The 22477-nt window shown below is 66.1% G+C and carries 20 protein-coding genes; 14 read left to right on the top strand and 6 right to left on the bottom strand.

Features of this window, described 5'->3' with window-relative positions; genetic code table 11:
- Positions 1 to 222 (top strand): ATP-binding protein (locus BMX43_RS18790; protein ID WP_175482194.1); only part of this gene is annotated, 222 nt, incomplete at its 5' end.
- 393 nt (positions 223 to 615) lie between these two features.
- Here the strand turns inward: BMX43_RS18790 and BMX43_RS18795 are convergent.
- Positions 616 to 2889, bottom strand: coding sequence for an adenosylcobalamin-dependent ribonucleoside-diphosphate reductase (locus BMX43_RS18795; RefSeq protein ID WP_091303685.1), 2274 nt, complete (start codon positions 2887 to 2889; stop codon positions 616 to 618).
- Between the two features lie 124 nt (positions 2890 to 3013).
- Between BMX43_RS18795 and BMX43_RS18800 the strand changes: the two genes are divergently transcribed.
- Complete coding sequence (locus BMX43_RS18800) at positions 3014 to 3445, top strand: DUF1489 family protein (protein ID WP_091303703.1); 432 nt, start codon at positions 3014 to 3016, stop codon at positions 3443 to 3445.
- A gap of 168 nt (positions 3446 to 3613) precedes the next feature.
- On the opposite strand, the gene hisG is transcribed toward BMX43_RS18800, so the two are convergent.
- The 3 genes from hisG to hisS are packed head-to-tail and all read right to left on the bottom strand — an operon-like array spanning position 3614 to position 6962.
- Positions 3614 to 4321, bottom strand: a complete 708-nt coding sequence (hisG, locus tag BMX43_RS18805; RefSeq protein WP_091303686.1) for an ATP phosphoribosyltransferase — start codon at positions 4319 to 4321, stop codon at positions 3614 to 3616.
- On the bottom strand, positions 4318 to 5439 hold the full coding sequence (locus BMX43_RS18810) for an ATP phosphoribosyltransferase regulatory subunit (RefSeq protein ID WP_091303706.1): 1122 nt from the start codon (positions 5437 to 5439) through the stop codon (positions 4318 to 4320). The genes hisG and BMX43_RS18810 overlap by 4 nt, the downstream gene beginning before the upstream one ends.
- 2 nt (positions 5440 to 5441) lie before the next feature.
- Positions 5442 to 6962, bottom strand: coding sequence for a histidine--tRNA ligase (hisS, locus tag BMX43_RS18815; RefSeq protein ID WP_091303687.1), 1521 nt, complete (start codon positions 6960 to 6962; stop codon positions 5442 to 5444).
- Positions 6963 to 7033: 71 nt separating this feature from the next.
- Between hisS and BMX43_RS18820 the strand changes: the two genes are divergently transcribed.
- The 10 genes from BMX43_RS18820 (at position 7034) to BMX43_RS18865 (ending at position 19286) form a co-directional block, all read left to right on the top strand.
- Positions 7034 to 7234 (top strand): SlyX family protein, encoded by a 201-nt coding sequence (locus BMX43_RS18820; protein WP_245749542.1) that lies wholly within the window; start codon positions 7034 to 7036, stop codon positions 7232 to 7234.
- Positions 7235 to 7519: 285 nt separating this feature from the next.
- Positions 7520 to 9118 (top strand): OpgD/OpgG family glucan biosynthesis protein, encoded by a 1599-nt coding sequence (locus BMX43_RS18825; protein WP_091303689.1) that lies wholly within the window; start codon positions 7520 to 7522, stop codon positions 9116 to 9118.
- Complete coding sequence (locus BMX43_RS18830) at positions 9115 to 9309, top strand: hypothetical protein (RefSeq protein ID WP_139201634.1); 195 nt, start codon at positions 9115 to 9117, stop codon at positions 9307 to 9309. Before BMX43_RS18825 ends, BMX43_RS18830 begins: the two co-directional genes overlap by 4 nt.
- A 3-nt stretch (positions 9310 to 9312) precedes the next feature.
- Positions 9313 to 11121: a glucans biosynthesis glucosyltransferase MdoH gene (gene mdoH, locus BMX43_RS18835; protein WP_091303691.1), complete on the top strand. Its 1809-nt coding sequence runs from the start codon at positions 9313 to 9315 to the stop codon at positions 11119 to 11121.
- Positions 11114 to 12277, top strand: a complete 1164-nt coding sequence (locus BMX43_RS18840; RefSeq protein WP_091303692.1) for an OpgC family protein — start codon at positions 11114 to 11116, stop codon at positions 12275 to 12277. The genes mdoH and BMX43_RS18840 overlap by 8 nt, the downstream gene beginning before the upstream one ends.
- Positions 12278 to 12442: 165 nt before the next feature.
- Positions 12443 to 13093: a TetR/AcrR family transcriptional regulator gene (locus BMX43_RS18845; protein ID WP_091303693.1), complete on the top strand. Its 651-nt coding sequence runs from the start codon at positions 12443 to 12445 to the stop codon at positions 13091 to 13093.
- A gap of 1 nt (position 13094) precedes the next feature.
- A complete protein-coding gene (locus tag BMX43_RS18850) occupies positions 13095 to 14264 on the top strand; it encodes an efflux RND transporter periplasmic adaptor subunit (protein WP_091303694.1) in 1170 nt (389 codons plus the stop codon).
- 10 nt (positions 14265 to 14274) lie between these two features.
- Entirely contained in the window at positions 14275 to 17637 is a 3363-nt protein-coding gene (locus BMX43_RS18855; RefSeq protein WP_091303695.1) for an efflux RND transporter permease subunit, read from the top strand.
- A gap of 102 nt (positions 17638 to 17739) precedes the next feature.
- Complete coding sequence (locus tag BMX43_RS18860; protein WP_091303696.1) at positions 17740 to 18303, top strand: DUF4202 domain-containing protein; 564 nt, start codon at positions 17740 to 17742, stop codon at positions 18301 to 18303.
- A 2-nt stretch (positions 18304 to 18305) separates the two neighbouring features.
- Complete coding sequence (locus BMX43_RS18865) at positions 18306 to 19286, top strand: MDR family oxidoreductase (protein ID WP_175482196.1); 981 nt, start codon at positions 18306 to 18308, stop codon at positions 19284 to 19286.
- A 120-nt stretch (positions 19287 to 19406) separates the two neighbouring features.
- Here BMX43_RS18865 and BMX43_RS18870 read toward each other — a convergent pair whose 3' ends face one another.
- The gene (locus BMX43_RS18870) at positions 19407 to 20195 is read right to left on the bottom strand and encodes an enoyl-CoA hydratase (protein WP_091303698.1); all 789 of its coding nucleotides are present in this window, start codon (positions 20193 to 20195) and stop codon (positions 19407 to 19409) included.
- Between the two features lie 58 nt (positions 20196 to 20253).
- On the opposite strand from BMX43_RS18870, the gene BMX43_RS18875 reads away from it, so the two are divergent.
- Positions 20254 to 20673 carry a PaaI family thioesterase gene (locus BMX43_RS18875; protein WP_091303699.1) on the top strand — a complete coding sequence of 140 codons (420 nt, stop codon included), beginning with the start codon at positions 20254 to 20256 and terminating at the stop codon, positions 20671 to 20673.
- A 1-nt stretch (position 20674) separates the two neighbouring features.
- On the opposite strand, the gene BMX43_RS18880 is transcribed toward BMX43_RS18875, so the two are convergent.
- On the bottom strand, positions 20675 to 21025 hold the full coding sequence (locus BMX43_RS18880) for a bactofilin family protein (protein WP_091303700.1): 351 nt from the start codon (positions 21023 to 21025) through the stop codon (positions 20675 to 20677).
- A gap of 153 nt (positions 21026 to 21178) precedes the next feature.
- On the opposite strand from BMX43_RS18880, the gene BMX43_RS18885 reads away from it, so the two are divergent.
- The gene (locus tag BMX43_RS18885) at positions 21179 to 22132 is read left to right on the top strand and encodes an agmatinase (RefSeq protein ID WP_091303702.1); all 954 of its coding nucleotides are present in this window, start codon (positions 21179 to 21181) and stop codon (positions 22130 to 22132) included.
- Positions 22133 to 22477 lie beyond the last annotated feature (345 nt).

The raw sequence follows: 22477 nt of genomic DNA on the forward strand, positions 1-22477 counted from the left end.
AGCAAGCTCTACGAACGCACAAGCGTCATCATCACTACAAACCTCAGCTTCAGCGAATGGGCAACCGTATTCGGCGACGCCAAGATGACCACCGCCCTGCTTGATCGTCTTACCCACCGCTGCCACATCCTTGAGACCGGAAACGACAGCTTCCGCTTCAAGGCAAGCTCAGCAGTAGCCAAAACGAAAAGGGAGGCCACGCATGCCTTGACCCCAGCATAACCCGCAGAACATAACCTTCAGGCGGGTCAATTCTCGATGAAAACCCCGGGTCACTTCTGGGTGGAAATCAACACGCGCTCCCTTCATTGCGGGCGAAACGCTGATCTTGGCCGATATCACCGCCGCGCCCTCTGTGCACCGTTGGTTTCTTCTGCAAGGGGAGCGTCCTGCGTTGCCCAGTCTGGAGTCCTATCACGCGGTACTGCTGTGCAATGCCGGCTATCTGACACGCATCCGCGCTGCCTTGACCTGACGGTTTCCTGTCGGATCATGGCGTACCCGTGGGTTGCATCTTGATCGGCAGGGCTGACCCGTGCATCCCCGCCTCGGGGGCGTGCGCGTTAGGCTGCCATCTGCACCCCGCAGTCTATCTGGCGCAGCATCTTGCACGCGTTAACCGCATTTGCTCTGCCCACAGCTTCCGCAGGTCATGCAGCCTTCGACCATCCGCAAGTCATAGCTCCCGCAGCTTTCGCAGGCCTTGCCGGGACGGGCGCCAAGGGCGACGACCTCGGCCTTGGGGTCGGATTTGAGGCCCATGCCTTCGCCTTCAATGAAGCCGATGGAAATCAGGTGGCGCTCGATCACGCCACCGATCGCTGCGAGAATCGAGGGAATGTATCGGCCCTCCATCCAGGCGCCGCCGCGGGGGTCGAAGACCGCTTTCAGTTCTTCAACCACAAAGGACACATCGCCGCCGCGGCGGAAGACGGCGCTGATCATGCGGGTCAGCGCGACTGTCCAGGCGAAATGCTCCATGTTCTTGGAGTTGATGAACACCTCGAAGGGGCGGCGGTGATTGGCGATCACGATGTCATTGATGGTGATGTAAAGCGCATGCTCGCTGCCGGGCCAGCGGACCTTGTAGGTCTGGCCTTCCAGAGCCGCCGGGCGATCCAGCGGTTCCGACAGGTAGACAACCTCGCCGCCCTGTGCAGTCTGCGGCGCCTCGGCCGGCGTTTTTTCGCTGCTTTCCGAAACACTGAGCACCGAGCCTGTCACCGCATTCGGGCGGTAAGTGGTGCAGCCCTTGCAGCCCTGATCCCAGGCGGCCATGTAAACCTCTTTGAAGTCATCAAAGCTGATATCCTCGGGGCAGTTGATGGTCTTGGAGATCGAACTGTCGATCCATTTCTGTGCGGCGGCCTGCATCCGGACGTGATCGAGCGGCGGAAGGGTTTGCGCGTTGACGAAGTAATCCGGCAGCGGCGCGTCGCCCTTCATGTCGCGCCACAGCCGAACCGCATGGTCCACCACTTCCTCTTCGGTCCGCGAACCATCCTTTTGCAGCACCTTGCGCGTATAGGCATAGGCAAAAACCGGCTCGATCCCCGAGGAGACGTTGCCCGCATACAGGCTGATCGTGCCGGTCGGCGCGATCGAGGTCAGCAGCGCATTGCGGATTCCATGCGTGCGGATTTCTGCCCGCACATCCTCATCCATCTGCATCATCGTGCCCGAGGCCAGATAGGCCTCGGCGTCAAACAGCGGGAAGGCGCCCTTCTCCTTCGCCAGATCGACGGAGGCGAGGTAGGAGGCGTGGGCAATCGCCTTCATCCAGGCTTCTGTCTGCGCCGCAGCCTCCACCGAGCCATAACGCAGGCCAAGCATCAGCAACGCATCGGCAAGGCCGGTCACGCCCAGCCCGATACGGCGCTTGTTTTGCGCCTCTGCCGCCTGTTCGGGCAGCGGGAAGCGCGAGGCATCCACCACATTGTCCATCATCCGCACAGCCAGCGCGACCAACTCGCTTAGCGCCTGCGGGTCCAGCTTCGCCTCGGCGGTGAACGGCGCGCTGACCAGCGTGGCAAGGTTGATCGAGCCCAGAAGACAGGCCCCATAGGGCGGCAGCGGCTGCTCGCCACACGGGTTGGTGGCGGCGATGGTTTCGCAGTAGTTCAGGTTGTTCATCCGGTTGATGCGATCAATGAAGATCACGCCCGGTTCCGCAAAGTCATAGGTGTTGCGCATGATGCGGTTCCAGAGATCCCGCGCCTGCACCGTCTTGTAAACTTTCCCCCCGAACTGAAGCTCCCACGCGGTGTCGGCCTTCACCGCATCCATGAATGCGTCTGTGATAAGGACCGAAAGGTTAAACATCCGCAAACGCGCGGGGTCTTTTTTCGCCTCGATAAAGCTTTCGACATCGGGGTGATCGCAGCGCATCGTGGCCATCATCGCGCCGCGCCGTGACCCGGCGGACATGATGGTGCGGCACATCGCATCCCAGACATCCATGAAGGACAGCGGCCCCGAGGCATCGGCGGCAACGCCTTTCACCTCGGCCCCGCGGGGGCGTATCGTGCTGAAATCATAACCGATTCCGCCCCCCTGCTGCATGGTCAGCGCGGCTTCCTTCAGCGCATCGAAGATGCCGCCCATGTTGTCGGGCACGGTGCCCATGACGAAACAGTTGAACAGCGTCACGCTGCGCCCGGTGCCAGCGCCCGCGGTGATCCGCCCGGCAGGGAGGTATTTGAATCCCTCCAATGCGTGATAGAATTTTTCTTCCCAATAGGCGGGATCGGCCTCCACCTCGGCCAGCGCACGAGCGATTCGGCGCCAGGTATCTTCGACCGTGCCGTCAATCGCCGTGCCATCCGCCGCTTTGAGACGATACTTCATGTCCCAGATCTGCTCGGCAATGGGGGCGGCGAAACGGGACATGTGGAGATCCTTGCTATAGTGGTTTGTCGGGGAGGCCCTACAAGATACGCTTGGAAGGCGAAAGGGTAAAGCCTTGCAGCGGGGCAGGCGCGTGCTAGTTAGGCCATAGATTTTGGAGGTGCGCGTGCCGGAATTCGTCAATCTGCTGAAGCTTTGCGTCGGGGCGGACTCGATCGAGGATCTGGAGGACTGGCAGCGCAGTCAGGCGCAGCACTGGCCTGCCGGGCGGGCGGTGCATGTCACCCGCATGTGGCCGAAGCGCGCGGCGGAAGTGCTTGATGGCGGCTCGCTTTTCTGGGTCATCAAGGGGCAGATCCTGGCCCGCCAGCGCATCCTCGGGCTGGAGCGGGTGGAGGGCGCGGACGGGATTTCGCGCTGCGCCCTGCTGCTGGATACCGAGGTGATCCGCACCGAAGCGGCGCCGCGCAGGCCGTTTCAGGGCTGGCGCTATCTGGCCCCTGAGGACAGCCCACGCGACCTGCCGCAGGGGCGCGGCCATGAGGAGGCGCTGCCGGAAGATCTGGCGCGGGCGCTGGCGGAAATCGGCCTGCGCTAGGGGGTGACATCGGTACACCCCCGGTGCACCGCCCGTCGGCCTTGTGTCCCGCGATTTTTTGCGCCCGGAAACGATTTATCAACCCTTTGCCGCCTTACTGGAGCGGTGAAGGAGGCCGCCATGCGCCGGGTGATTCTGCCAATCCTGCTCTGGTTCGCCGCGCTCTGGTCAGAGCGCGGGCGGGGTGAGCCCAAGCTGCGTCGCCAAAGCGGCCAGCACCGCCCGTTCCGCAGGCGGCCAATCGGCGGCCCGGGCGAGGAACAATGTCGCCTGGCTGCGATGCACGGTCGAGTCGCTGAGAATCTTCAGATGGTTCGCGCGCAGGGTTTCGCCGGTGGAGGTGATGTCGGCAATCGCCTCGGCGGTGAGGTTCTTCACCGTGCCCTCGGTCGCGCCCTGACTGTCTACCAGCTGATAATCGGCGATGCCGTTGCGGGTGAGGAAATCGCGCACGAGGCGGTGGTATTTGGTGGCGATGCGCAGGCGGAAGCCATGCGCGGCGCGGAAGGCGCTGGCGGCGGCATCCAGATCGTCGAGCGTGTCCACGTCGATCCAGGCGGCGGGCACGGCGATGATCAGATCGGCATGGCCAAAGCCCAGCGGCGCCAGTTCGGCGACCTGCGTGTTCCAGTCGGCCAGCTTGTCGCGCACAAGATCCGATCCGGTGACACCCAGATGGATGCGCCCCGCCGCAAGTTCGCGCGGGATCTCGCCCGCCGACAGCATCACCAGTTCCACCCCTGCGATGCCGTCCACCGCGCCGGAATATTCGCGTTCGGCCCCGGTCTGACGCATGGCCACACCGCGCGCGCCGAACCAGTCGAAGGTCTTTTCCATCAGCCGCCCCTTGGACGGCACGCCGATCTTCAGGCTCATGCGGGCAGGCCCTTCATCTGTGCGACAAGCGCGGGGCGGATGATGCCGCCCACCGCGGGGATGGAGCGGCCTGCGCCGAGGATGGCAGTCAGCGCGTCATACCGCCCGCCCGAGGCGACGGCGGGCAGATCGTCGGCGGCAAGGGCGCCGCCGGTGAGGGGCTCGCCTTGGTGAAAGCTGAAGACGAAGCCGTCGTAATATTCCAGCGTGGTGCGGCCATGGCTGGCCTCGAAGGGCAGGGTGGCGGTGTCGATGCCATGGGCACGCAGGGCGGCGAGGCGGGCCTCGAACCGATCCACGGCGGGGGCGATGGCGGGCATCAGCGGCTGGATGCCGCGCAGATGGGCCAAGGCGGCATCAGCGGGGGCGGCAAGGCCGAGCAGGTCATAAAGCAGCGCGGCTTCGGGGGCGGCGATGGGCGCGGTGGCGGCATCTTCCAGCAGGGCCTGCGTGCGGCTGATGATCTCGGCGGCAGAGCGCAGCCCGATCTGCGGACCGGCGGCCTGCATCAGCGCCTCGGCACTGTCGGAGCGCAGGTGATCCAGCAGCCGCAGACGGGCCTCGGGCAGCGGCGCGCGCCCGGCGAAACGATCCAGCAGGGCGCGGAAGCGGTGCGGGCGCCAGACATGGCGGCGCAGGGCGGCCTTGCGGCGGGGCGTGGTGCTGAGCCCCTCGATCGCGGCGAGCAGGATGCCGATGTCGCCGGTCAGCGCGCGCAGGTTCAGCGGTGCCAGCAGCCGGGCGAACAGGGCAAAAACCTCGGCATCGGCTTCGGGGGCGTTGCGGTCGAACACCTCGTAGCCGACTTGCAGGTATTCGCTGGCGCGCGGGCCAAGGTGATCCTGCTTGCGGAAGACCGGGCCCATATAGGTGTAACGCGCCGGGTCGGCGCCATTGGCCATATGGGCCTGCACGACAGGCACCGTGAAATCGGGGCGCAGCACCATTTCGCCGCGCAGCGGGTCTTGGGTGACATAGGCGCGGGCGCGGATGTCCTCGCCGTAAAGATCGAGGAGGGTTTCCGCAGGCTGCAGGATGTCCGCCTCGACCGGCAGGGCGCCGGTGTCGCGCAGGGCGGCGAACAGCGCCTCGGCCTCGGCACGGGCGGCGGGGGTGATGGTCAGCATGGGGCCGACCCGTCCGGCGCTTCCGGGGCGGAGGCCAGCATCCGCTGCACGGTGGCGACCAGATCAGTGCGGGCGACTTCCAACTGGGCGGGGCGGGACTTCCATTCCTCAAGGCTGGCGCCTGCGGCGATGCGGGCGCCGAGCACGAGATCCTTGAGCACGACGCTGCCCTTCGCGGCCTCGTCCCCGCCCTGGATCACGGCGATGGGGGAGGCGCGTTTGTCGGCGTATTTCAACTGGTTGCCGAAGTTTTTCGGATTGCCGAGGTAAAGCTCGGCGCGGATGCCCGCGCGGCGCAATTCGCCGACCATGGCCATGTAATCGCCCATGCGGTCACGGTCCATCACGGTGACGACAACGGGGCCGATGCCCGCGCCCGAGGTGCGGCCCTTGGCGCGCAGGGCGGCGAGCAGGCGGTCCACGCCGATGGAGACGCCGGTCGCGGGCACCGACTGGCCGGTGAAACGCTTCACCAGGTCATCATAGCGCCCGCCGCCAGCGACCGAGCCGAACTGGCGCGGGCGGCCTTTTTCGTCAAGGATTTCAAAGGTCAGTTCGGCCTCGAACACCGGGCCGGTGTAATAGCCGAGGCCACGGACCACGCCGGGGTCAAGGACGATGCGGTCGGGGCCATAGCCTTGCACATCCAGCAATTCGGCGATGGTTTCGAGTTCCTGCACGCCTTCCAGCCCGGTCTGCGAGGCGCCGACCAGATCGCGCAGGCGGGCGGCGGTGGCGGTGCCGCTGTCGCGTTTGGCGGCCATGAAGGCCATGACAACCTCGGCCTGTTCCTCCGAAAGACCCGCGCCCTTGGTGAAATCGCCCGAGTCATCCTTGCGCCCGGCGCCCAGCAGGGCACGCACGCCCGCCTCGCCCAGACGGTCGATCTTGTCGATGGCGCGCAGCACGATGCCGCGTTCGGCGGCGAAACGGTCGGGGTCGGAGGGATCGAGGACGCCCGCCACCTCCATCACGCCATTCAGAACCTTGCGGTTGTTGACGCGCACGATGTAATCGCCGCGCGGGATGCCCACCACCTCCAGCGCGTCGGACAGCATGGCGCAAACCTCGGCATCGGCGGCGACGGTGGGGGAGCCGACGGTATCGGCATCGCATTGATAGAATTGGCGGAACCGGCCCGGCCCCGGCTTTTCGTTGCGCCAGACCGGGCCCATCGCATAGCGGCGATAGGGGGAGGGCAGGTCGTTGCGGAACTGGGCGGCGACGCGGGCGAGCGGCGCCGTGAGGTCATAGCGCAGGGCCAGCCACTGGTCATCCTCGTCCTGCCAGCCGAAAACGCCCTCGTTCGGGCGATCGACATCGGGGAGGAATTTGCCCAAAGCCTCGACCGTTTCGACGGCGCTGGTTTCCAGCGGGTCAAAGCCGTAGGCATGGTAAACCCCGGCGATCTGGTCCAGCATCGCCTTGCGTTCGGTCACTTCAGCGCCGAAATAGTCGCGGAAGCCCTTCGGGGGTTCGGCCTTCGGGCGGCGGGCGGATTTGTCCTTGGACATGGGCAGGCCTCGCTATCAATCGGGCCTGCCTTAGCGGATGGGGGGCTTGGCGACAAGTCATGGAGAGGGCGATGGAGCGGATCACGGCGGCGGAAGAGCAGATTGCGCATCTGGTGCGGGTGGTGGAAGACCTGTCGGATGTGGTGGCGCGGCAGGGGCGCGAGATCGACCTGCTGTTGCGCCGGGTCGGGTTGCTGATGGAACGCGAGGCGGAGCGCGAGGCGATGGGCAGTTCGATCCCGCTGGCCGATCAGAAGCCGCCGCATTGGTGAAGCGGAGAATCGCCCCGCGCAATTTTGCCGCGCCGGGCGACGGAAGGCCGTTAACCCGCCGTTAAGGTTTGCGGCGCGGGTGGTTGCGCGGCAATAAAATTGTGCTGCGCCTGCGAATTGCGCAAGGTTGAAATGGGCGCTCTGGCGGGCGCGCAACAGGCAGGCAGATTCGCGCTTGAACGGTCACGGATCGTGCAGGCGATCTTGCATTTGGCACCGGCACACCGATATAGCAGCGCGAAAAGGGCTTGCCGTCGCAGGCCCCTGAAATACTGGAATTTCGCCATGCCTCTCGGCCCGGATGCCGTGCTCTCCCTCTCTCGTCGTGCGCTGATTCTGGCTGCAACCTCTTCGGCTGCGCTGCTGGGTGCCGGCCTGCGCGGCGCCGGTTTTGCGCAAGAGGCGGCGCCTGCTGCTGCGCCGCAGCAATTCTCGTTCGATCTGCTGACCCAGATGATGCAGGGCAAGGCGGCGCAACCCTATGTCGCCCCCGAAAAAATCGGCGGCTTCTTTGCCGGGCTGAAATATGACGACTATCGTCTGGTCAGCTATGACCCCGCGCGGGCGCGCTGGGCGCAGGACAAGGACAGCCAGTTCCAGTTGCACGCCTTCCCGATGGGCTGGCTGTTTGCCGAGCCGGTGACGACCTATGAGGTGAAGGACGGGCTGGCCTCGGAAATGGCCTTCACCACCGACGATTTCCGCTTTCTGAACGAGCTGGCGGCCAAGGTGCCGGCGGGCGAGAAGATGCCGGGCGTGGCCGGGTTCCGCCTGCATTACCCGCTGAACCGTCTGGATGTGATGGATGAGGTTGTGGCCTTCCTGGGCGCCTCCTATTTCCGCGCGCTGGGCGAAGGGTCGGGTTACGGGCTGTCGGCCCGCGGGCTGGCGCTGAACACGGCGAGCGATCAGGCCGAGGAGTTCCCGCGGTTTTCGGGCTTCTGGATCGAGAAACCGGCGCCGGGTGCGCGCGAGGCGGTGGTTTATGCCGCGTTGGAATCGCCGTCGGTGACCGGGGCGTACCGCTTCGTCATCCGTCCGGGGGTGGAAACGGTGATGGAGGTGACGGCGCGGCTGTTCTTCCGCGCCGATGTGGCGCTGCTGGGCGTGGCGCCGCTGACCTCGATGTATCTGTTCTCGGAGCGCAACCGGCACGCGTTCGACGATTACCGCCCGCAGGTGCATGACAGCGACGGGCTGCGCATCACCCGCACCGATGGCGATGTGCTGTGGCGCCCGCTGAACAATCCGCCGCGTCTGGCCGGGTCGCATTTCGCGGAAAGCAGCCCGAAGGCGTTCGGTCTGCACCAGCGCGACCGCGCGTTCGAGCATTATCAGGATGCGGAATCGCGCTATGAGCGCCGCCCCTCGCTGGAGGTGGAGCCGATCGGCGATTGGGGCAAGGGCATCGTGCGTCTGGTCGAGATTCCGTCGGATCTGGAAGTGAACGACAATATCGTGGCGTTCTGGACCCCGGAAGGCGCGATCAAGGCGGGCGACGCGCGCGAATTTGCCTATCGTCTGCGCTGGGGGAGCCTGCCCATCGAAGACACGACCGATCTGGCGCATGTGCTGGAAACCCGGTCGGGCGTGGGTGGGGTGTCGGGCGTGGAAAGCGCCGAGAACACCCGCAAGTTCGTGGTGGATTTCACCGGCGGCCCGCTGGACCCGCTGCCAGCGGATTCGGAGATCGAGGCCGTGGTCAATGTGCATGGCGGCGAGATCCTGCATCAGGGATTCCTGCGCGTGTGGGGATCTGACATCTGGCGGCTGACGCTGGATGTGAAGGCCGAAGAAGGCGCGACGGTGGAACTGGTTGCCCATGTCGCGGGTTATGGACGCAAGCTGACCGAAACGTGGCTCTATCAGTGGATCAACGCGTGATGCAGACTCTCTCCACACTTTCTGCCGCTGAAATCGAGCAGCTGGTACAGGATCTGGGCACGCCCGTCAGTGCGACGCTGGCGATGCCGAAGCAATTGCTGGAAACCGCCGACACCCCGCTGCTGCGCCGTGCGCTGCGGGCGGTGCAGGCGCTGCTGCATCTGGGACCGGCGCCGCATCAGGAGATGTGATCCATGTCGAGCCCTGTAGCGCGGCCCCTGCGGTCGCGTGACGCCGCCACCCTGCCCCGCGGGGTGGCGATTGTGCTTAGCCTCGTCGCCGGGGCTGGGGCCTTCATGCTGTTCCTGCAATTCGGCTGGTCGGACGGGCTCGATTTCATCGACGTGTTGCGGGCGGTGCTGATCCTGATTTCCACCTGGTGGCTGGCCTGGGGCGCGGTGCAGGGGCTGATGGGGCTGACCACGCGGGCGGAACCGCCGGTGGTGTCGCTGGCCGGGCCGCTGACGGCGCGCTGCGTGATCCTTGTGCCGGTGTATAATGAAGACCCGGTGACGACGTTTTCGCGCATCGCCGCGATGGATGAAAGCCTTGCCGCCACGGGGCAGGCGCATCTGTTCCATTTCGCCATCCTGTCGGACACCCGCAACGAGGCGATTGCCGCGCGCGAGCGGCTGTGGTTCCTGCGGCTGCTGAAGGATCGCGCGGCGGAAGGGCGGATGTTCTATCGCCGCCGGGCCGACAACAAGGGCAAGAAGGCCGGGAATGTCGAGGATTTCATCCAGAAATCCGGGGGCGCCTATGATCTGGCGCTGATTCTGGATGCCGACAGCCTGATGGAAGGCGCCACCATTGTCGAAATGGCGCGGCGGATGGAGGCGGAGCCGGATCTGGGCCTGTTGCAGACGTTGCCGGTGGTGACGCGGGCGAAAACCCGCTTTGGCCGGGCGATGCAGTTTTCGGCGGCCTTCCACTCGCCGGTGTTCGCGCGTGGGCTGGCGATGATGCAGGGGCGCACCGGGCCGTTCTGGGGGCACAATGCCATGGTGCGGGTGCGCGCCTTTGCCGAAAGCTGCGGCCTGCCGGAGCTGAAGGGCAAGCCGCCGTTTGGCGGGCATATCATGAGCCACGACTATGTGGAGGCGGCGCTGCTGGCGCGGGCGGGCTGGCGGGTGCGGCTGGATGACGATCTGGGCGGGTCTTTCGAGGAAGGGCCGGAGAATCTGGTCGATCATGCGAAACGCGACCGGCGCTGGTGTCAGGGCAACCTGCAACATGCGCGGCTGCTGGCGGCACCGGGGCTGAAACCGTGGAGCCGGTTCGTGTTCTTTCAGGGCATCATGGCCTATATCTCGCCGCTGTTCTGGATCGGCTTCATGCTGGCCTCGATTGCCGCGCCCTATTTCGCGCCGCCACCGGATTACTTCCCCGAGCCTTACTGGCCCTTCCCGATCTTTCCGCAGGCCGAAACCTCGAAGGCGATCGGGCTGGCGATCGGGGTGTTCGGGCTGCTGATCCTGCCGAAATTCGCCGTGGCGCTGCATGCGGCGATGAGCGGGCGGGCCAGGAGTTTTGGCGGGGCGCTGCGCGGCTTTGCCTCGATGCTGGCGGAACTGCTGTTTTCGTCGCTGAGCGCGCCGGTGCTGCTGGCCTATCAGACGCGCAGCGTGTTTCAGGTGCTGCTGCGGCGCGATGGCGGTTGGCCGACCAACAACCGCGGTGATGCGCGGCTGAGCGTGGGCGAGGCCTGGATGGCGAGCCATTGGGTGGTGACCTCGGGCCTGGCCGGGCTGATCGGCACCTGGTTGCTGGCGCCGTTTCTGGTGGTCTGGATGCTGCCGGTGCTGGTGCCGATGATGCTGGCGCCGTTCCTGATCAGCTGGTCGTCGCGCCCGGCGACGGGCGGGCTGTTCGTCACCCCCACCGATCTGGCCGAAGCGCCGGTGATGCGGCGCCAGCGCGAGCTGCTGGCCGTGTGGGAACGCGAGATGATCGCCATGCGGGATGTCTCGCTTTCGGCGCAAGCGGAGACTGCCCATGCCTGAGACCTTGCGCGCGGCTGTCGCCGCGCCTGCTGCGGGCCGCGACCCGCGGCTGGATGTGTTGCGCGGGCTGTCGCTGGTGATGATCTTCATCAACCACACGCCGGGGCAGATTTACGAGAACCTGACCAGCCGCAATTTCGGGTTTTCCGATGCGGCGGAAGGGTTCGTGCTGATGTCGGGCATCGCGGCGGGGCTGGCCTATATGCGCTATTTCGCCGGGCCGGGGCCGTATTGGGCCGGGGTGGCGCGGTTGTGGCGGCGGTCCTGGACGCTGTACAAGGTGCATCTGGTGACCACCGCGATGGCGCTGGGCGTGGCGGCGGCGACGGCGCAATGGTTCGGCGGGTTTGGCATGATGCAGCTGAACGAGGTGGACAAGTTTTATGAAAAGCCGCTGCAGTTTCTGATCGGCATTCCGACGCTGGCGCATCAACTGGGTTATGCCAACATCCTGCCGCTGTATGCGGCGCTGCTGCTGGTGGCGCCGGGGCTGATCTGGCTGGCGCTGCGCGCGCCGCGGGTGTTGCTGGCCGGGTCGCTGGCCCTGTGGTTCATCACGCCGATGTATTGGCTGAACATGCCGAGCTATCCGAACGGGTCCGGCTGGTTCCTGAACCCGTTCGCCTGGCAGTTGCTGTTCGTGCTGGGGCTGCTGACCGGGGTGGCCGCCAAGCATGGCCAGCGTTTCGTGCCGGTGAAGCGCTGGCTGGTGGCGCTGTGCATCGTCTGGCTGATCTTCTGCGCGGCGGCGGCGATTTACGAGCCGCTGGAGCTGGCCTTTGGTCATGTGCTGTGGCTGGCGGCCGAAAAGCTGCATTTCCCGTGGATCGCGGTGGCTTTTGACAAGACCTATCTGACCGTGCCGCGGCTGAGCCATGCGCTGGCGCTGGCCTATGTGCTGAGCGTCTGGCCGGCGGTGCGGCAGGCCTGTGCCAGCCGGTTTGCCGCGCCCTTTGCGCTGCTGGGGCGCCATGCGCTGCCGGTGTTTGGGCTGGGCGTGGTGCTGTGCTATACGGCGAATGGCGTGAAGACGGTGATGCCGCAAAGCCTTGCGCTGGATACCGCGCTGATCGGCACGGGGATCGCGCTGATGCTGGCGCTGGCCGGGGCGAAAGAGGCGTGGAAGCGCGCCGAGGCGCGGGCGCAGATCCGCTGATCCTGACAGCAGGGCAAGGGGGCTGCGGTTGCCGATTGTGCGACCGCAGCAAATTCCGTTTGCGGGATACAGCTTTTGCTTGACCGAAAGGTCAACTTCGATGATCGTGCGAATGAACGTTCACTCTCGGAGATTCGCCGAAGTTTTTCGGCCTGTGTGGAACCCATGACCCATCAATCCTTGCCTCGGATCGCCGAACCGGCGGTGCGCCCGCGCGAACTGGAAATCCTGGACCAGATTCGCGGGATCTTTGCCGAAAAGGGCTTTGACGGCGCCTCGATGCAGGAACTTGCCCGGGCGGCGGGGATGAGTGTCGGCAATTTCTACCGCTATTTCCCGTCGAAAGCCGCGATGGTGGAGGCGATGATCACCCGCGATCTGGCCGAGGTGGAGGAGAAATTCGCCTGTATCGCCGCTGCGGAAGACCCGTTGCAGGCGCTGCGGTCGGGGCTGCACGCGCGGATCGCCGAGGGGTGTTCGGCCTCGGACGATGACAGTGCGATCTGGGCCGAGGTGACGGCGGCAGCGCGGCGCAAGCCGGAGATTGCGGCGGTGGTGGAGCGGATGGAGCGCGAGATTTGCGGCTATCTGTGCGGCGCCTTCGCGCTGGTGGTGGGCGTTGCGCGCGACGAGGCGGAGCGGCGGTTCATGTCGCATGCCCGGCTGGCGGTGGCGCTGGTCAAGGCGTCAACGGTGCAGACGGGCTGCCGCGAGGCGGTGGCGGACCCGGTGCAGACCGCGCTGATGCAGCGGATGATTGATTTGATTCTGGAAGAAGTTTGTCAGGCAAAAGCCGATACGAAAGACAGAGGTTGAGATGATGCGGGTCAAGGGTATTGCAGTTCTGGTGGCGCTGGGTCTGACCGGGCCGGGCATGGCATGGGCCGAAGCCGCCACCCCCGCCGCGCCAGAGGCCGGGATCGTGCGTCCGGCGATTTCGGTTTCGACCGTGGGCAAGCAGGTGCTGCGCGACCGCGTGATCGCGGGCGGCATGGTGGGCGCGGTGGACGAGGTTCTGGTGCAGCCGCTGATCGAAGGCCAGCCGATCGAGGCGCTGGAGGCCGAGGTGGGCGATTATGTCGAGGCCGGGCAGGTGCTGGCGCGGCTGTCGCTGACCACGCTGGAATTGCAGCGCAGCCAGTTGCGCGCCGGGCTGGCGCAGGCGAAAGCCGGGGTGGCGCAGGCCGAAGCCGGGGTGCTGGAGGCGGCCGCCTCGGCCGACGAGGCGCAGCGGGTGGCGGTGCGGACGGCGGCCTTGCAGAAGGGCGGCAATGCCTCGCAGGCGGCGCTGGATCAGGCGCTGGCGGCGTCGCAATCGGCGGCGGCCCGGGTGACGGCGAGCGAGAAATCGCTGGAGGCGGCGCAGGCACAGGTGGAACTGGCGCAGGCGCAACTGGACAATGTGGAGCTGAACCTGACGCGGACCAGCGTGGTGGCGCCGGTGGCGGGCGAGGTTCTGTCGCGCAATGCGCAGATCGGCGGCGTGGCCAGCGCGGCGGGCACGCCGATGTTCGTGCTGATGAAGGACGGCGCGCTGGAACTGCGCGCCGATGTGGCAGAGGCCGATCTGGTGCGCTTGCAGCAGGGCATGACGGCGCGGGTGTTCACCGTGGGCGCGGCAGAGCCGCTGCGCGGCCATGTGCGTCTGGTGGAGCCGGGCGTGAACAGTGCCACCCGGCTGGGCGTGGTGCGGATCGCGCTGGACAATGCGCGGACCGTGCGGTCGGGCATGTATGCCGATGCCGAGATCCTGCTGGCCGAGCGTGAGGCGCTGGCCGTGCCGGTCAGCGCGCTGGGGGCGGCCAGCACGGTGATGCTGGTGAAGGACGGCGTGGCGCGGCGGGTTTCGGTGGAAACCGGCATCCGCGACAACGGGCTGGTGGAAATCACCGCCGGTCTGGCGGCGGGCGATCTGGTGGTGACCAAGGCGGGCGCCTTTGTGCGCGACGGCGATCAGGTGACGCCGGTTCCTGCCGTGACGCAGTGAGGGTTGGGCGATGAACTTTTCCGCATGGGCGATCCGCAACCCGATTGCGCCGATCCTGGCCTTCGTGATGCTGCTGGTGCTGGGTTGGCAGAGCTTCAACGCGCTGCCGATCACGCGATTCCCGAATATCGACGTGCCGTTCGTTTCGGTCGTCGTCAGCCAATCGGGCGCGGCACCGGCCGAGATGGAAACGCAGGTCACCAAAGAGATTGAAGACGCCGTGGCGGCGATTGCCGGGGTGAAGAACATCACCTCGACGGTGACCGACGGGGTTTCGACCACGGCGGTCGAATTCCGCATGGAGGTTGCGACCGACAAGGCGGTGCAGGATGTGAAAGACGCCATCGACAAGATCCGCGGCGATCTGCCGGGCGATGTGGATGCACCCATCGTCAGCCGGATCGACGTGGAGGGGCAGGCGATCATGACCTTCGCCGTTTCCGCCCCGAACATGACGATGGAAGAACTGTCGTGGTTCGTGGATGACACGATCAAACGGGCGCTGCAGGGCAAATCGGGCATCGGCAAGGTGGATCGCTATGGCGGCGCCGACCGGGAAATCCGTATCGAGCTGGACCCGGTGAAGCTGGGCAGTTTCGGCGTGACGGCGCAGGCGGTCAGCGGGCAGTTGAAGACCACCAACACCGATCTGGGCGGCGGGCGGTCGGAACTGGGCGCGGGCGAGCAGGCGATCCGCACGCTGGGCAATGCCCAGACGGTGGAGCGGCTGGCCGCCACCACCATCGCGCTGGGCAATGGCCGCTTTGTGCGGCTGGATCAGCTGGGCACGATCACCGACACTTACGAAGAGTTGCGGTCGTTTTCGCGCTTCAACGGCGAGCCGGTGGTGACCTTTGCGGTGTTCCGCGCCAAGGGCGCATCCGAGGTGACGGTGGCCGACACGGTGACCGCGACGCTGGACGAGATTCGCGCCAAGCATCCCGAAGTGGGCATCAGCCTTGTCGATGACACGGTGTTCTATACCGTCGGCAACTATGAAAGCGCGTTGCATACGCTGCTGGAAGGGGCGGCACTGGCGGTGCTGGTGGTGCTGGCCTTCCTGAAGAACTGGCGGGCGACGGCGATTGCCGCCGTGGCGCTGCCGCTTTCGGCGATCCCGACCTTTTACATCATGGACATGCTGGGCTTCTCGCTCAACCTCGTGAGCCTTCTGGCGATCACGCTGGCCACCGGGATTCTGGTCGATGACGCGATTGTGGAGATCGAGAATATCGCGCGGCATATCCGCATGGGCAAGACGCCCTATCGCGCCTCGATCGACGCGGCGGACGAGATCGGGCTGGCGGTGATCGCCACCACCTTTACCATCGTGGCGGTGTTCGTGCCGGTCAGCTTCATGCCGGGGATTCCGGGGCAGTATTTCCGGCAATTCGGGCTGACGGTGGCGATTTCGGTGCTGTTCAGCTTGCTGGTGGCGCGGTTGATCACGCCGTTGATGGCGGCCTATCTTATGCGGGCCAAGGATGCGGCGGGGCATGACGACCACAAGGACGGGCTGTTCATGCGCGGCTATCTGTGGGTGGTGTCGCGGACCACGGCGGGCGGGTTACGCATCCCCAACCCGCTAAGCTGGCTGGGGATGCACCCGCGCAACCGGGTGGCGGCGTTCTTTCTGGCGACGCGGAAGATCCTGATCCCGGCGCGCTATCTGACGTTGGTGGGGGCCTTCGTGGTGCTGTTCATCTCGTTGTTCTTCATGATGCAGGTGCCGGGCAGTTTCATTCCGCCCGAGGATGTGAGCCGGATCGCGATCAGCGTGGAACTGCCGCCGGGATCGACGCTGGATGATACCGACCGCACGACGACGATGATCCATGACCGGATCAGCGGCATCGAAGGGGTGGCGAATGTGTTCGTGCTGGGCGGATCGTCGCCCACGGGCGAGCTGGACGTGCGCCGCGCCTCGGTGACGGTGGTGCTGGACAAGCTGGACCATTCGCTGCTGCACAAGCTGATGCGGATCGGGCGGGGGATACCGCTGATCGGCGGGCTGATCCCTGAACCGCAGGCGGAGGGGCGGGTGAAGCCGCAGAACGAGATCGAGGCAGAGATCTTCGCCAATATGCGCGATGTACCCGATATTCTGGCCTACAAGCTGAACGACCGGGGCGAGCGGGACGTGTCCTTCTCGATCCTGTCGGCCAATGAGGCGGATCTGAACGCGGCGGCGGCCATTTTGCAGGAGGCGCTGAGCGGCGATCCGGCGCTGGCCAATGTCTCGACCGATGGCGCCTTGCCGCGACCGGAGTTGCAGATCACGCCGCGGGCGGAAGAGGCGGCACGGTTGGGCGTGACCACGGCGGCGATTGCCGGGGTGGTGCGGGTGGCGACGATTGGCGACACCGATGCGGCGCTGGCCAAACTGTCCATCGACGACCGGCTGATCCCGGTGCGGGTGCGGTTCGACGATGCGAGCCGGACCGATCTGGCGCGGATTGCGGCGCTGCGGGTGCCCACGGCCTCGGGCGGGGCGGTGCCGCTGTCGGCGGTGGCGGATATTCGCATTGGCGAAGGGCCTGCGACGGTGAAACGCTTCAACCGCGACCGGCGGGTCAGCATTGGCGCCAACCTGCCGGTGGGCGTGGCGCTGGGCACCGCCTCGGCCCGGTTCAAGGAGATCACCGAGGAGGTGACGCTGCCCGCATCTGTCCGGGTGCAGGAGGCGGGCGATGCCGAAGTGCAGGCGGAAATGACGCAGAGCTTTGGCAATGCGATGATCATGGGCCTGATGCTGGTGCTGACCGTGCTGATCCTGCTGTTCAAGAGCGTGATCCAGCCTTTCACCATCCTGTTCTCGTTGCCGCTGGCGATTGGCGGCGTGGCGGCGGCGCTGATCCTGACCAATTCGGCGCTGTCGATGCCGGTTCTGATCGGGATTCTGATGCTGATGGGGATCGTGACCAAGAACGCCATCCTGCTGATCGACTTTGCCATCGAGATGCGGCGGCAGGGCATGGACCGGATGAAGGCGGTGATGGAGGCGGGCCACAAACGGGCGCAGCCCATCGTGATGACCTCGATCGCCATGTCGGCGGGGATGCTGCCCTCGGCCATGGGGGTGGGCGAAGGCGGCAGCTTCCGCGCGCCAATGGCGACGGCGGTGATCGGCGGCATCATCATGTCTACCGTGCTGTCGCTGATCGTGGTGCCGTCGTTCTTTCTGATCATGGATGATCTGTCGCGCCTGCTGGGTTGGGCGACGCGCGGGTTGATCGGGCGGGGCGAGGTGGAGCCGGAGGTGTTGAGCCCCGAGGTGCTGACGCAAGAGGTGACGGACCTTGAGGCGCGGGTGTCGCAGCTGGAGGCGGGGCGGCCAAGTGGGGCCAAGCCAATGTTGATCGTGGCGCAGTAAGCCGGACGAACGCCGCCCCAAGGGGCGGCGTTTCGCTTTGGGGCAGCGGGCTTGCATGATCGCCCGCCCCGTCGCAGGATCACGGGAAACTGGGAGGATGCGATGGCGGATCTGAAAGCGGCTTTGGCGGCGATTGATGCGGCGAATGCGGCGGACCCGACGCTGGAAGACGGGCGCCCGGCGGCGCTGCTGTATGGCGAGCGGATGAGCGCGGAGCTGGCGCGGCTGTTCCCTGATGCGTCGGATGTGCTGGAAATCGCGGCGCGTGGCCAGCATGTGGAACGCTGGCTTCTGGCGCGCGGCGCCTATCCCGAGGGCAAGGCGGGCTATCTGGAATGGCGGCGCGAACAGGGGCGGCGCCATGCGGCGCGCGTGGCCGGAATCATGGCCGAGGCGGGCTATGACGCCGAGGCACAGGCGCGGGTCGGCGTGCTGCTGCGCAAGGAGGGGATCAAGCGCGATCCCGAGGTGCAGGCGCTGGAGGATGTGATCTGCTTCGTGTTCCTGCGGTTCTATTTCGCGGGATTTGCGGCGAAGCACGAAGCGGAGGCGGTGGTGGATATTGTCGCCAAGACCGCGCGGAAAATGTCGGAAGGCGGGCGGGCGCGGGTGCTGGCAGAGTTCGATCTGCCGCCCGCGCTGGCCGCCGCAGTTCAGGGAGCATGACGATGGGCAAGGCACTGGTTGCGCGGGCAGGCGAGGGCAAAAGCTATACGGTGGGGTTTGAATACCTGCCGCTGGAGGCTTGGCCTGCGGGCGAGGTGGCGATCCGCGTCGCCCATTCGGGGCTGAACTACAAGGATGCGCTGGCGATCACCGGGCGGGCGCCGATCATCCGCAGCTTCCCCATGGTGCTGGGCATCGACCTTGCAGGCGAGGTGGTGGAAAGTGCCTCGCCCCGGTTCAAGGTGGGCGACAAGGTGATGGTGAATGGTTGGGGCCTGTCGGAAACCCGCTGGGGGGCCTATGCCGAACGGGTGCGGATGCCCGAAAGCGTGGTGCAGGCGCTGCCCGCCGGGTTCAGCACGGAGCAGGCGATGCAGATCGGCACGGCGGGCTATACGGCGATGCTGTGCGTGATGGCGCTGACGGACCACGGCTTGCAGCCGGGCCGCGATGCGGTGCTGGTCACCGGCGCCTCGGGCGGGGTTGGCTCGGTCGCGGTGAGCCTGCTGGCGCGGGCCGGGTTCCATGTGATCGCGGTCAGCGGCCGGGCCGAACAGGAGGGCTATCTGCGGGCGCTGGGCGCGGCAGAGGTGATCGGGCGCGAGGCGATTTCGGCGGGCGGGCGGCCCATGGCGAAAGAGCGCTGGGCGGGCGTGATCGATGTGGCGGGCGGGGCGATGCTGGCCGATGCGATTGCGCAGACGCGTTATGACGGGATCGTGGCGGCCTGCGGCATGGCGGGCGGTGGGGCGCTGACGACGACGGTCTACCCGTTCATCCTGCGCGGGGTCACGCTGCGCGGGGTGGATTCGGTGATGGTGCCGATGGCCCGGCGCGAGGCGGCCTGGGCGCGGCTGGATGCGGAACTGGACCGCGATCTGCTGGCCCGGCTGAGCGTGACGCGCGATTTCGTGGATCTGCCGCAACTGGGGCTGGATCTGCTGGAAGGCCGGTTGCAGGGGCGCGTTGCGGTGCGGTTGTAAGGCAGGGGGCGCTCGCGCCCCCTCTGTGCGCTGCGCGCACATTCACCCCCTGAGGATATTTAAGAACAGAAAATGTCAGCGGTTCGGCGGCATTTTCTGTCCTTGCATGGTCCGGGCCTGTCACGCCTGCCAGTCGGGGGCGCGTTTTTCGAGGAAGGCCTGAATGCCTTCGGCGGTATCGCGCCAGAGCATGTTTTCCTGCATCACGGCGGCGGTCTGGGCATAGGCTTCGGCGAGGGACAGGCCCTGTTGATCATAGAAGGCGCGTTTGCCGATCTTGACGGCGGCGGAGAGTTTGGCGGCGACGGTTTGTGCCAGCGCGAGGGTGGTGCTTTCCAGATCGGCGGGCGGCACGGCGCGGTTGATCAGGCCGACATCGCGGGCGCGGGTCGTGTCGATGAAGGCGCCGGTGGTGAGCATCTCGAACGCCACTTTTGCCGGAACATTGCGGCTGAGCGCGACCATGGGGGTGGAGCAGAACAGGCCGATATTCACCCCGTTCACCCCGAAGCGCGTGCCCTCGGCGGCGACGGCCATGTCGCAGGTGGCGACAAGTTGACAGCCGGCGGCGGTGGCGATGCCGTGAACCTCGGCGATGACCGGCTGGGGCAGGGCGGGAATCGCCTGCATCACCGCGCCGCAGCGGGTGAACAGGTCAAGGAAATAGGCGGCGCCCTTGTCGGGCTGGCTGCGGGCGGCCTGCATTTCCTTCAGGTCATGCCCGGCGCAAAAGGCCTTGCCTGCACCGCGCAGGATCACCACGCGGATGGTGCGATCTTGCGCCAGCCGCGCGAAAGCGTCGGACAGGGCGGCGAGCATGGCGTCGGACAGCGCGTTCAGGCTGGCGGGGCTGTTGAGGGTCAGGCGGGCGACGGGGCCGATATCCTCGCGCAGAAGCAGGTCAGTCATCTTGTCATTCCTCCGGTTTCGCGGAAGGCTAGCGGCGAACGGGCAGAGAGGGAAGCGGATGGCTGTGGTAATGGGGCGCGACGCGCTGGAGGCGTTTCTGGCGCAGGAATTTCCGCAGGTGGCGGCGGATTTCGCGGTGGAGGAATTGCGCGAAGATGCGCTGGTGATGCGCCTGAAGGTGGCCGAACGGCATCTGCGCCCGGGCGGCACGGTGTCGGGGCCGACGATGTTCGCGCTGGCGGATGTGGCGATCTATCTGGCGATCCTGTCGCGCATCGGGCCGGTGGCTCTGGCGGTGACCACCAATTGCAGCATCGATTTCATGCGCAAGCCCGAGGCCGGGCGTGACCTGCTGGCCGAGGTGCGGCTGCTGAAGCTGGGCCGTGTGCTGGCGGTGGGCGATGTGCTGATCCGGTCGGAGGGCAGCCCTGATCCGGTGGCGCGGGCCGGGCTGACCTATGCGATTCCGCCGCGGTAAGTCACCCCTTGGTGCGGATGAAGCGGCCTTCGATGGTGGCGCCGCTTTCGATGGCGACGGTGGTATAGACGATATCGGCCTTCACCTGTGCCGCGCTGCGCAGGGTGAGCGAGATGCAGGTGATCTTGCCCTCGACGCTGCCGCGCAGATCGACGGTATCGGCGGTGACCGACCCTTTCACCCGGCCTTCGGCGCCGACAACCAAGGTGCGGGCGTTGATCTTGCCCTCCACCTCGCCCATCACCTCGACCGTGCCGTCGGCGCCGAGATCGCCCTTGATGCGCACGTCCTGTGCGATGACGGAACGGCCAGCCGGGGGGGCGCTGCGATACGATTCGGCGGGTTGGGTCATGGGATCTGTCCTGTTGGCAGTTTGGCCGATAGAGGCGCAGGGGCCGCGTGCGGTCAAGGGGGGATGGCCGTTTGAGGCAGTTGCATGTCGCGCAGGGGCGTGACGGACGGACGGGCATCTGCTTGACTGCCGAAAAATCAGCAGGTGTGCCCGATGAGCAATGACTTCTTCCGCCCCGTTTCCGGTTTCGATCTGCCGCGCTATGCCGGCGTGCCGACCTTCATGCGGCTGCCGCATGTGCCGCTGGATGACCCTCGGCTGGTGCAGGTGCAGGTGGGGCTGATCGGCGCGCCCTGGGATGGCGGCACCACCAACCGCCCCGGGCCGCGGCACGGCCCGCGCCAGTTGCGCGATGCCTCGACCATGATCCGGGCGCAGAATGGCGTGACGGGGGTGCGCCCGTTCGAGGCGCTGCGCTGCGCCGATCTGGGGGATGTGGCGCCGAACCCGGCCGATCTGATGGATACGATGGGCCGGATGGAGCGCTTCTATGCGCAGGTGCGCGCCGCCGGGATCTTGCCGCTGACCGCCGGGGGCGATCATCTGTGTTCCTTGCCGATCCTGCGGGCGCTGGCGAAGGACCGGCCTTTGGGGATGATTCACTTCGACAGCCATACCGATCTGTTCCACAGTTATTTCGGCGGCACGATGTATACCCATGGCACGCCCTTCCGTCGCGCGGTGGAGGAAGGCCTGCTCGATCCGACGCGCGTGGTGCAGATCGGCATCCGCGGCACCACCTATGACAGCGAGGACCGCGATTTCGCGCGTGCCGTGGGCATCCGGGTGATCCCGATCGAGGAGTTCCATGCGCGCGGCGTGACCGATGTGATGGCCGAGGCGCGCAGCATCGCAGGCAGCGGCGAGACCTATATCAGCTATGATATCGACTTTGTGGACCCGGCCTTTGCCCCGGGGACGGGCACGCCCGAGGTGGGCGGGCCGAACAGCTGGCAGGCCTTGCAGGTGGTGCAGGGGCTTTCGGGCGTCAGAATCGTGGGGGCCGATCTGGTAGAGGTGTCGCCGCCCTTCGATTCTTCGGGGGGAACGGCGTTTCTGGGGGCCTCGATTCTGTTCGAACTGCTTTGCGTGATGGCCGGGGGCTGATCGGCGGAGAGAAAACGCTACGGGAGGCGATTAAAAAACCTCAATGAAACAAGGGCCTGGCGAGGGCTGTCGCAGAAATTTTGCGAAACTGCGCATTTTTCGTCTTGCACCTCCCGGCGCCTCTGCCTAAACACCGCCTCACCGAAGCGGCGGCAACGCAGCGACGGACGCGGCGCCGGAAACGAAAGTGGAAAGCGACGGAAAAATCTGGAGATGAGGCGGTTGGTAGCGCTAAGGGATTAGCGAGCCGATTGTTTTGTGTCCGCGCTCTTTGACATTGATGGAATATTGAAGAGATATGTGGGCGGTTTGGTCGTTTCGGCGATTGGATGCTTGCATATCGGC

The sequence above is a fragment of the Gemmobacter aquatilis genome, assembly GCF_900110025.1.
Taxonomy (GTDB): domain Bacteria; phylum Pseudomonadota; class Alphaproteobacteria; order Rhodobacterales; family Rhodobacteraceae; genus Gemmobacter; species Gemmobacter aquatilis.

What these genes read in the sequence shown, in the direction of transcription:
- BMX43_RS18795 (WP_091303685.1), bottom strand. Translation starts at nt 2,889, where the DNA reads ATGTCCCGTTTCGCCGCCCCCATTGCCGAGCAGATCTGGGACATGAAG.
- hisG (WP_091303686.1), bottom strand. Translation starts at nt 4,321, where the DNA reads ATGAGCCTGAAGATCGGCGTGCCGTCCAAGGGGCGGCTGATGGAAAAG.
- hisS (WP_091303687.1), bottom strand. Translation starts at nt 6,962, where the DNA reads ATGTCCAAGGACAAATCCGCCCGCCGCCCGAAGGCCGAACCCCCGAAG.
- BMX43_RS18820 (WP_245749542.1), top strand. Translation starts at nt 7,034, where the DNA reads ATGGAGCGGATCACGGCGGCGGAAGAGCAGATTGCGCATCTGGTGCGG.
- BMX43_RS18825 (WP_091303689.1), top strand. Translation starts at nt 7,520, where the DNA reads ATGCCTCTCGGCCCGGATGCCGTGCTCTCCCTCTCTCGTCGTGCGCTG.
- mdoH (WP_091303691.1), top strand. Translation starts at nt 9,313, where the DNA reads ATGTCGAGCCCTGTAGCGCGGCCCCTGCGGTCGCGTGACGCCGCCACC.
- BMX43_RS18840 (WP_091303692.1), top strand. Translation starts at nt 11,114, where the DNA reads ATGCCTGAGACCTTGCGCGCGGCTGTCGCCGCGCCTGCTGCGGGCCGC.
- BMX43_RS18845 (WP_091303693.1), top strand. Translation starts at nt 12,443, where the DNA reads ATGACCCATCAATCCTTGCCTCGGATCGCCGAACCGGCGGTGCGCCCG.
- BMX43_RS18850 (WP_091303694.1), top strand. Translation starts at nt 13,095, where the DNA reads ATGATGCGGGTCAAGGGTATTGCAGTTCTGGTGGCGCTGGGTCTGACC.
- BMX43_RS18855 (WP_091303695.1), top strand. Translation starts at nt 14,275, where the DNA reads ATGAACTTTTCCGCATGGGCGATCCGCAACCCGATTGCGCCGATCCTG.
- BMX43_RS18860 (WP_091303696.1), top strand. Translation starts at nt 17,740, where the DNA reads ATGGCGGATCTGAAAGCGGCTTTGGCGGCGATTGATGCGGCGAATGCG.
- BMX43_RS18865 (WP_175482196.1), top strand. Translation starts at nt 18,306, where the DNA reads ATGGGCAAGGCACTGGTTGCGCGGGCAGGCGAGGGCAAAAGCTATACG.
- BMX43_RS18870 (WP_091303698.1), bottom strand. Translation starts at nt 20,195, where the DNA reads ATGACTGACCTGCTTCTGCGCGAGGATATCGGCCCCGTCGCCCGCCTG.
- BMX43_RS18875 (WP_091303699.1), top strand. Translation starts at nt 20,254, where the DNA reads ATGGCTGTGGTAATGGGGCGCGACGCGCTGGAGGCGTTTCTGGCGCAG.
- BMX43_RS18880 (WP_091303700.1), bottom strand. Translation starts at nt 21,025, where the DNA reads ATGACCCAACCCGCCGAATCGTATCGCAGCGCCCCCCCGGCTGGCCGT.
- BMX43_RS18885 (WP_091303702.1), top strand. Translation starts at nt 21,179, where the DNA reads ATGAGCAATGACTTCTTCCGCCCCGTTTCCGGTTTCGATCTGCCGCGC.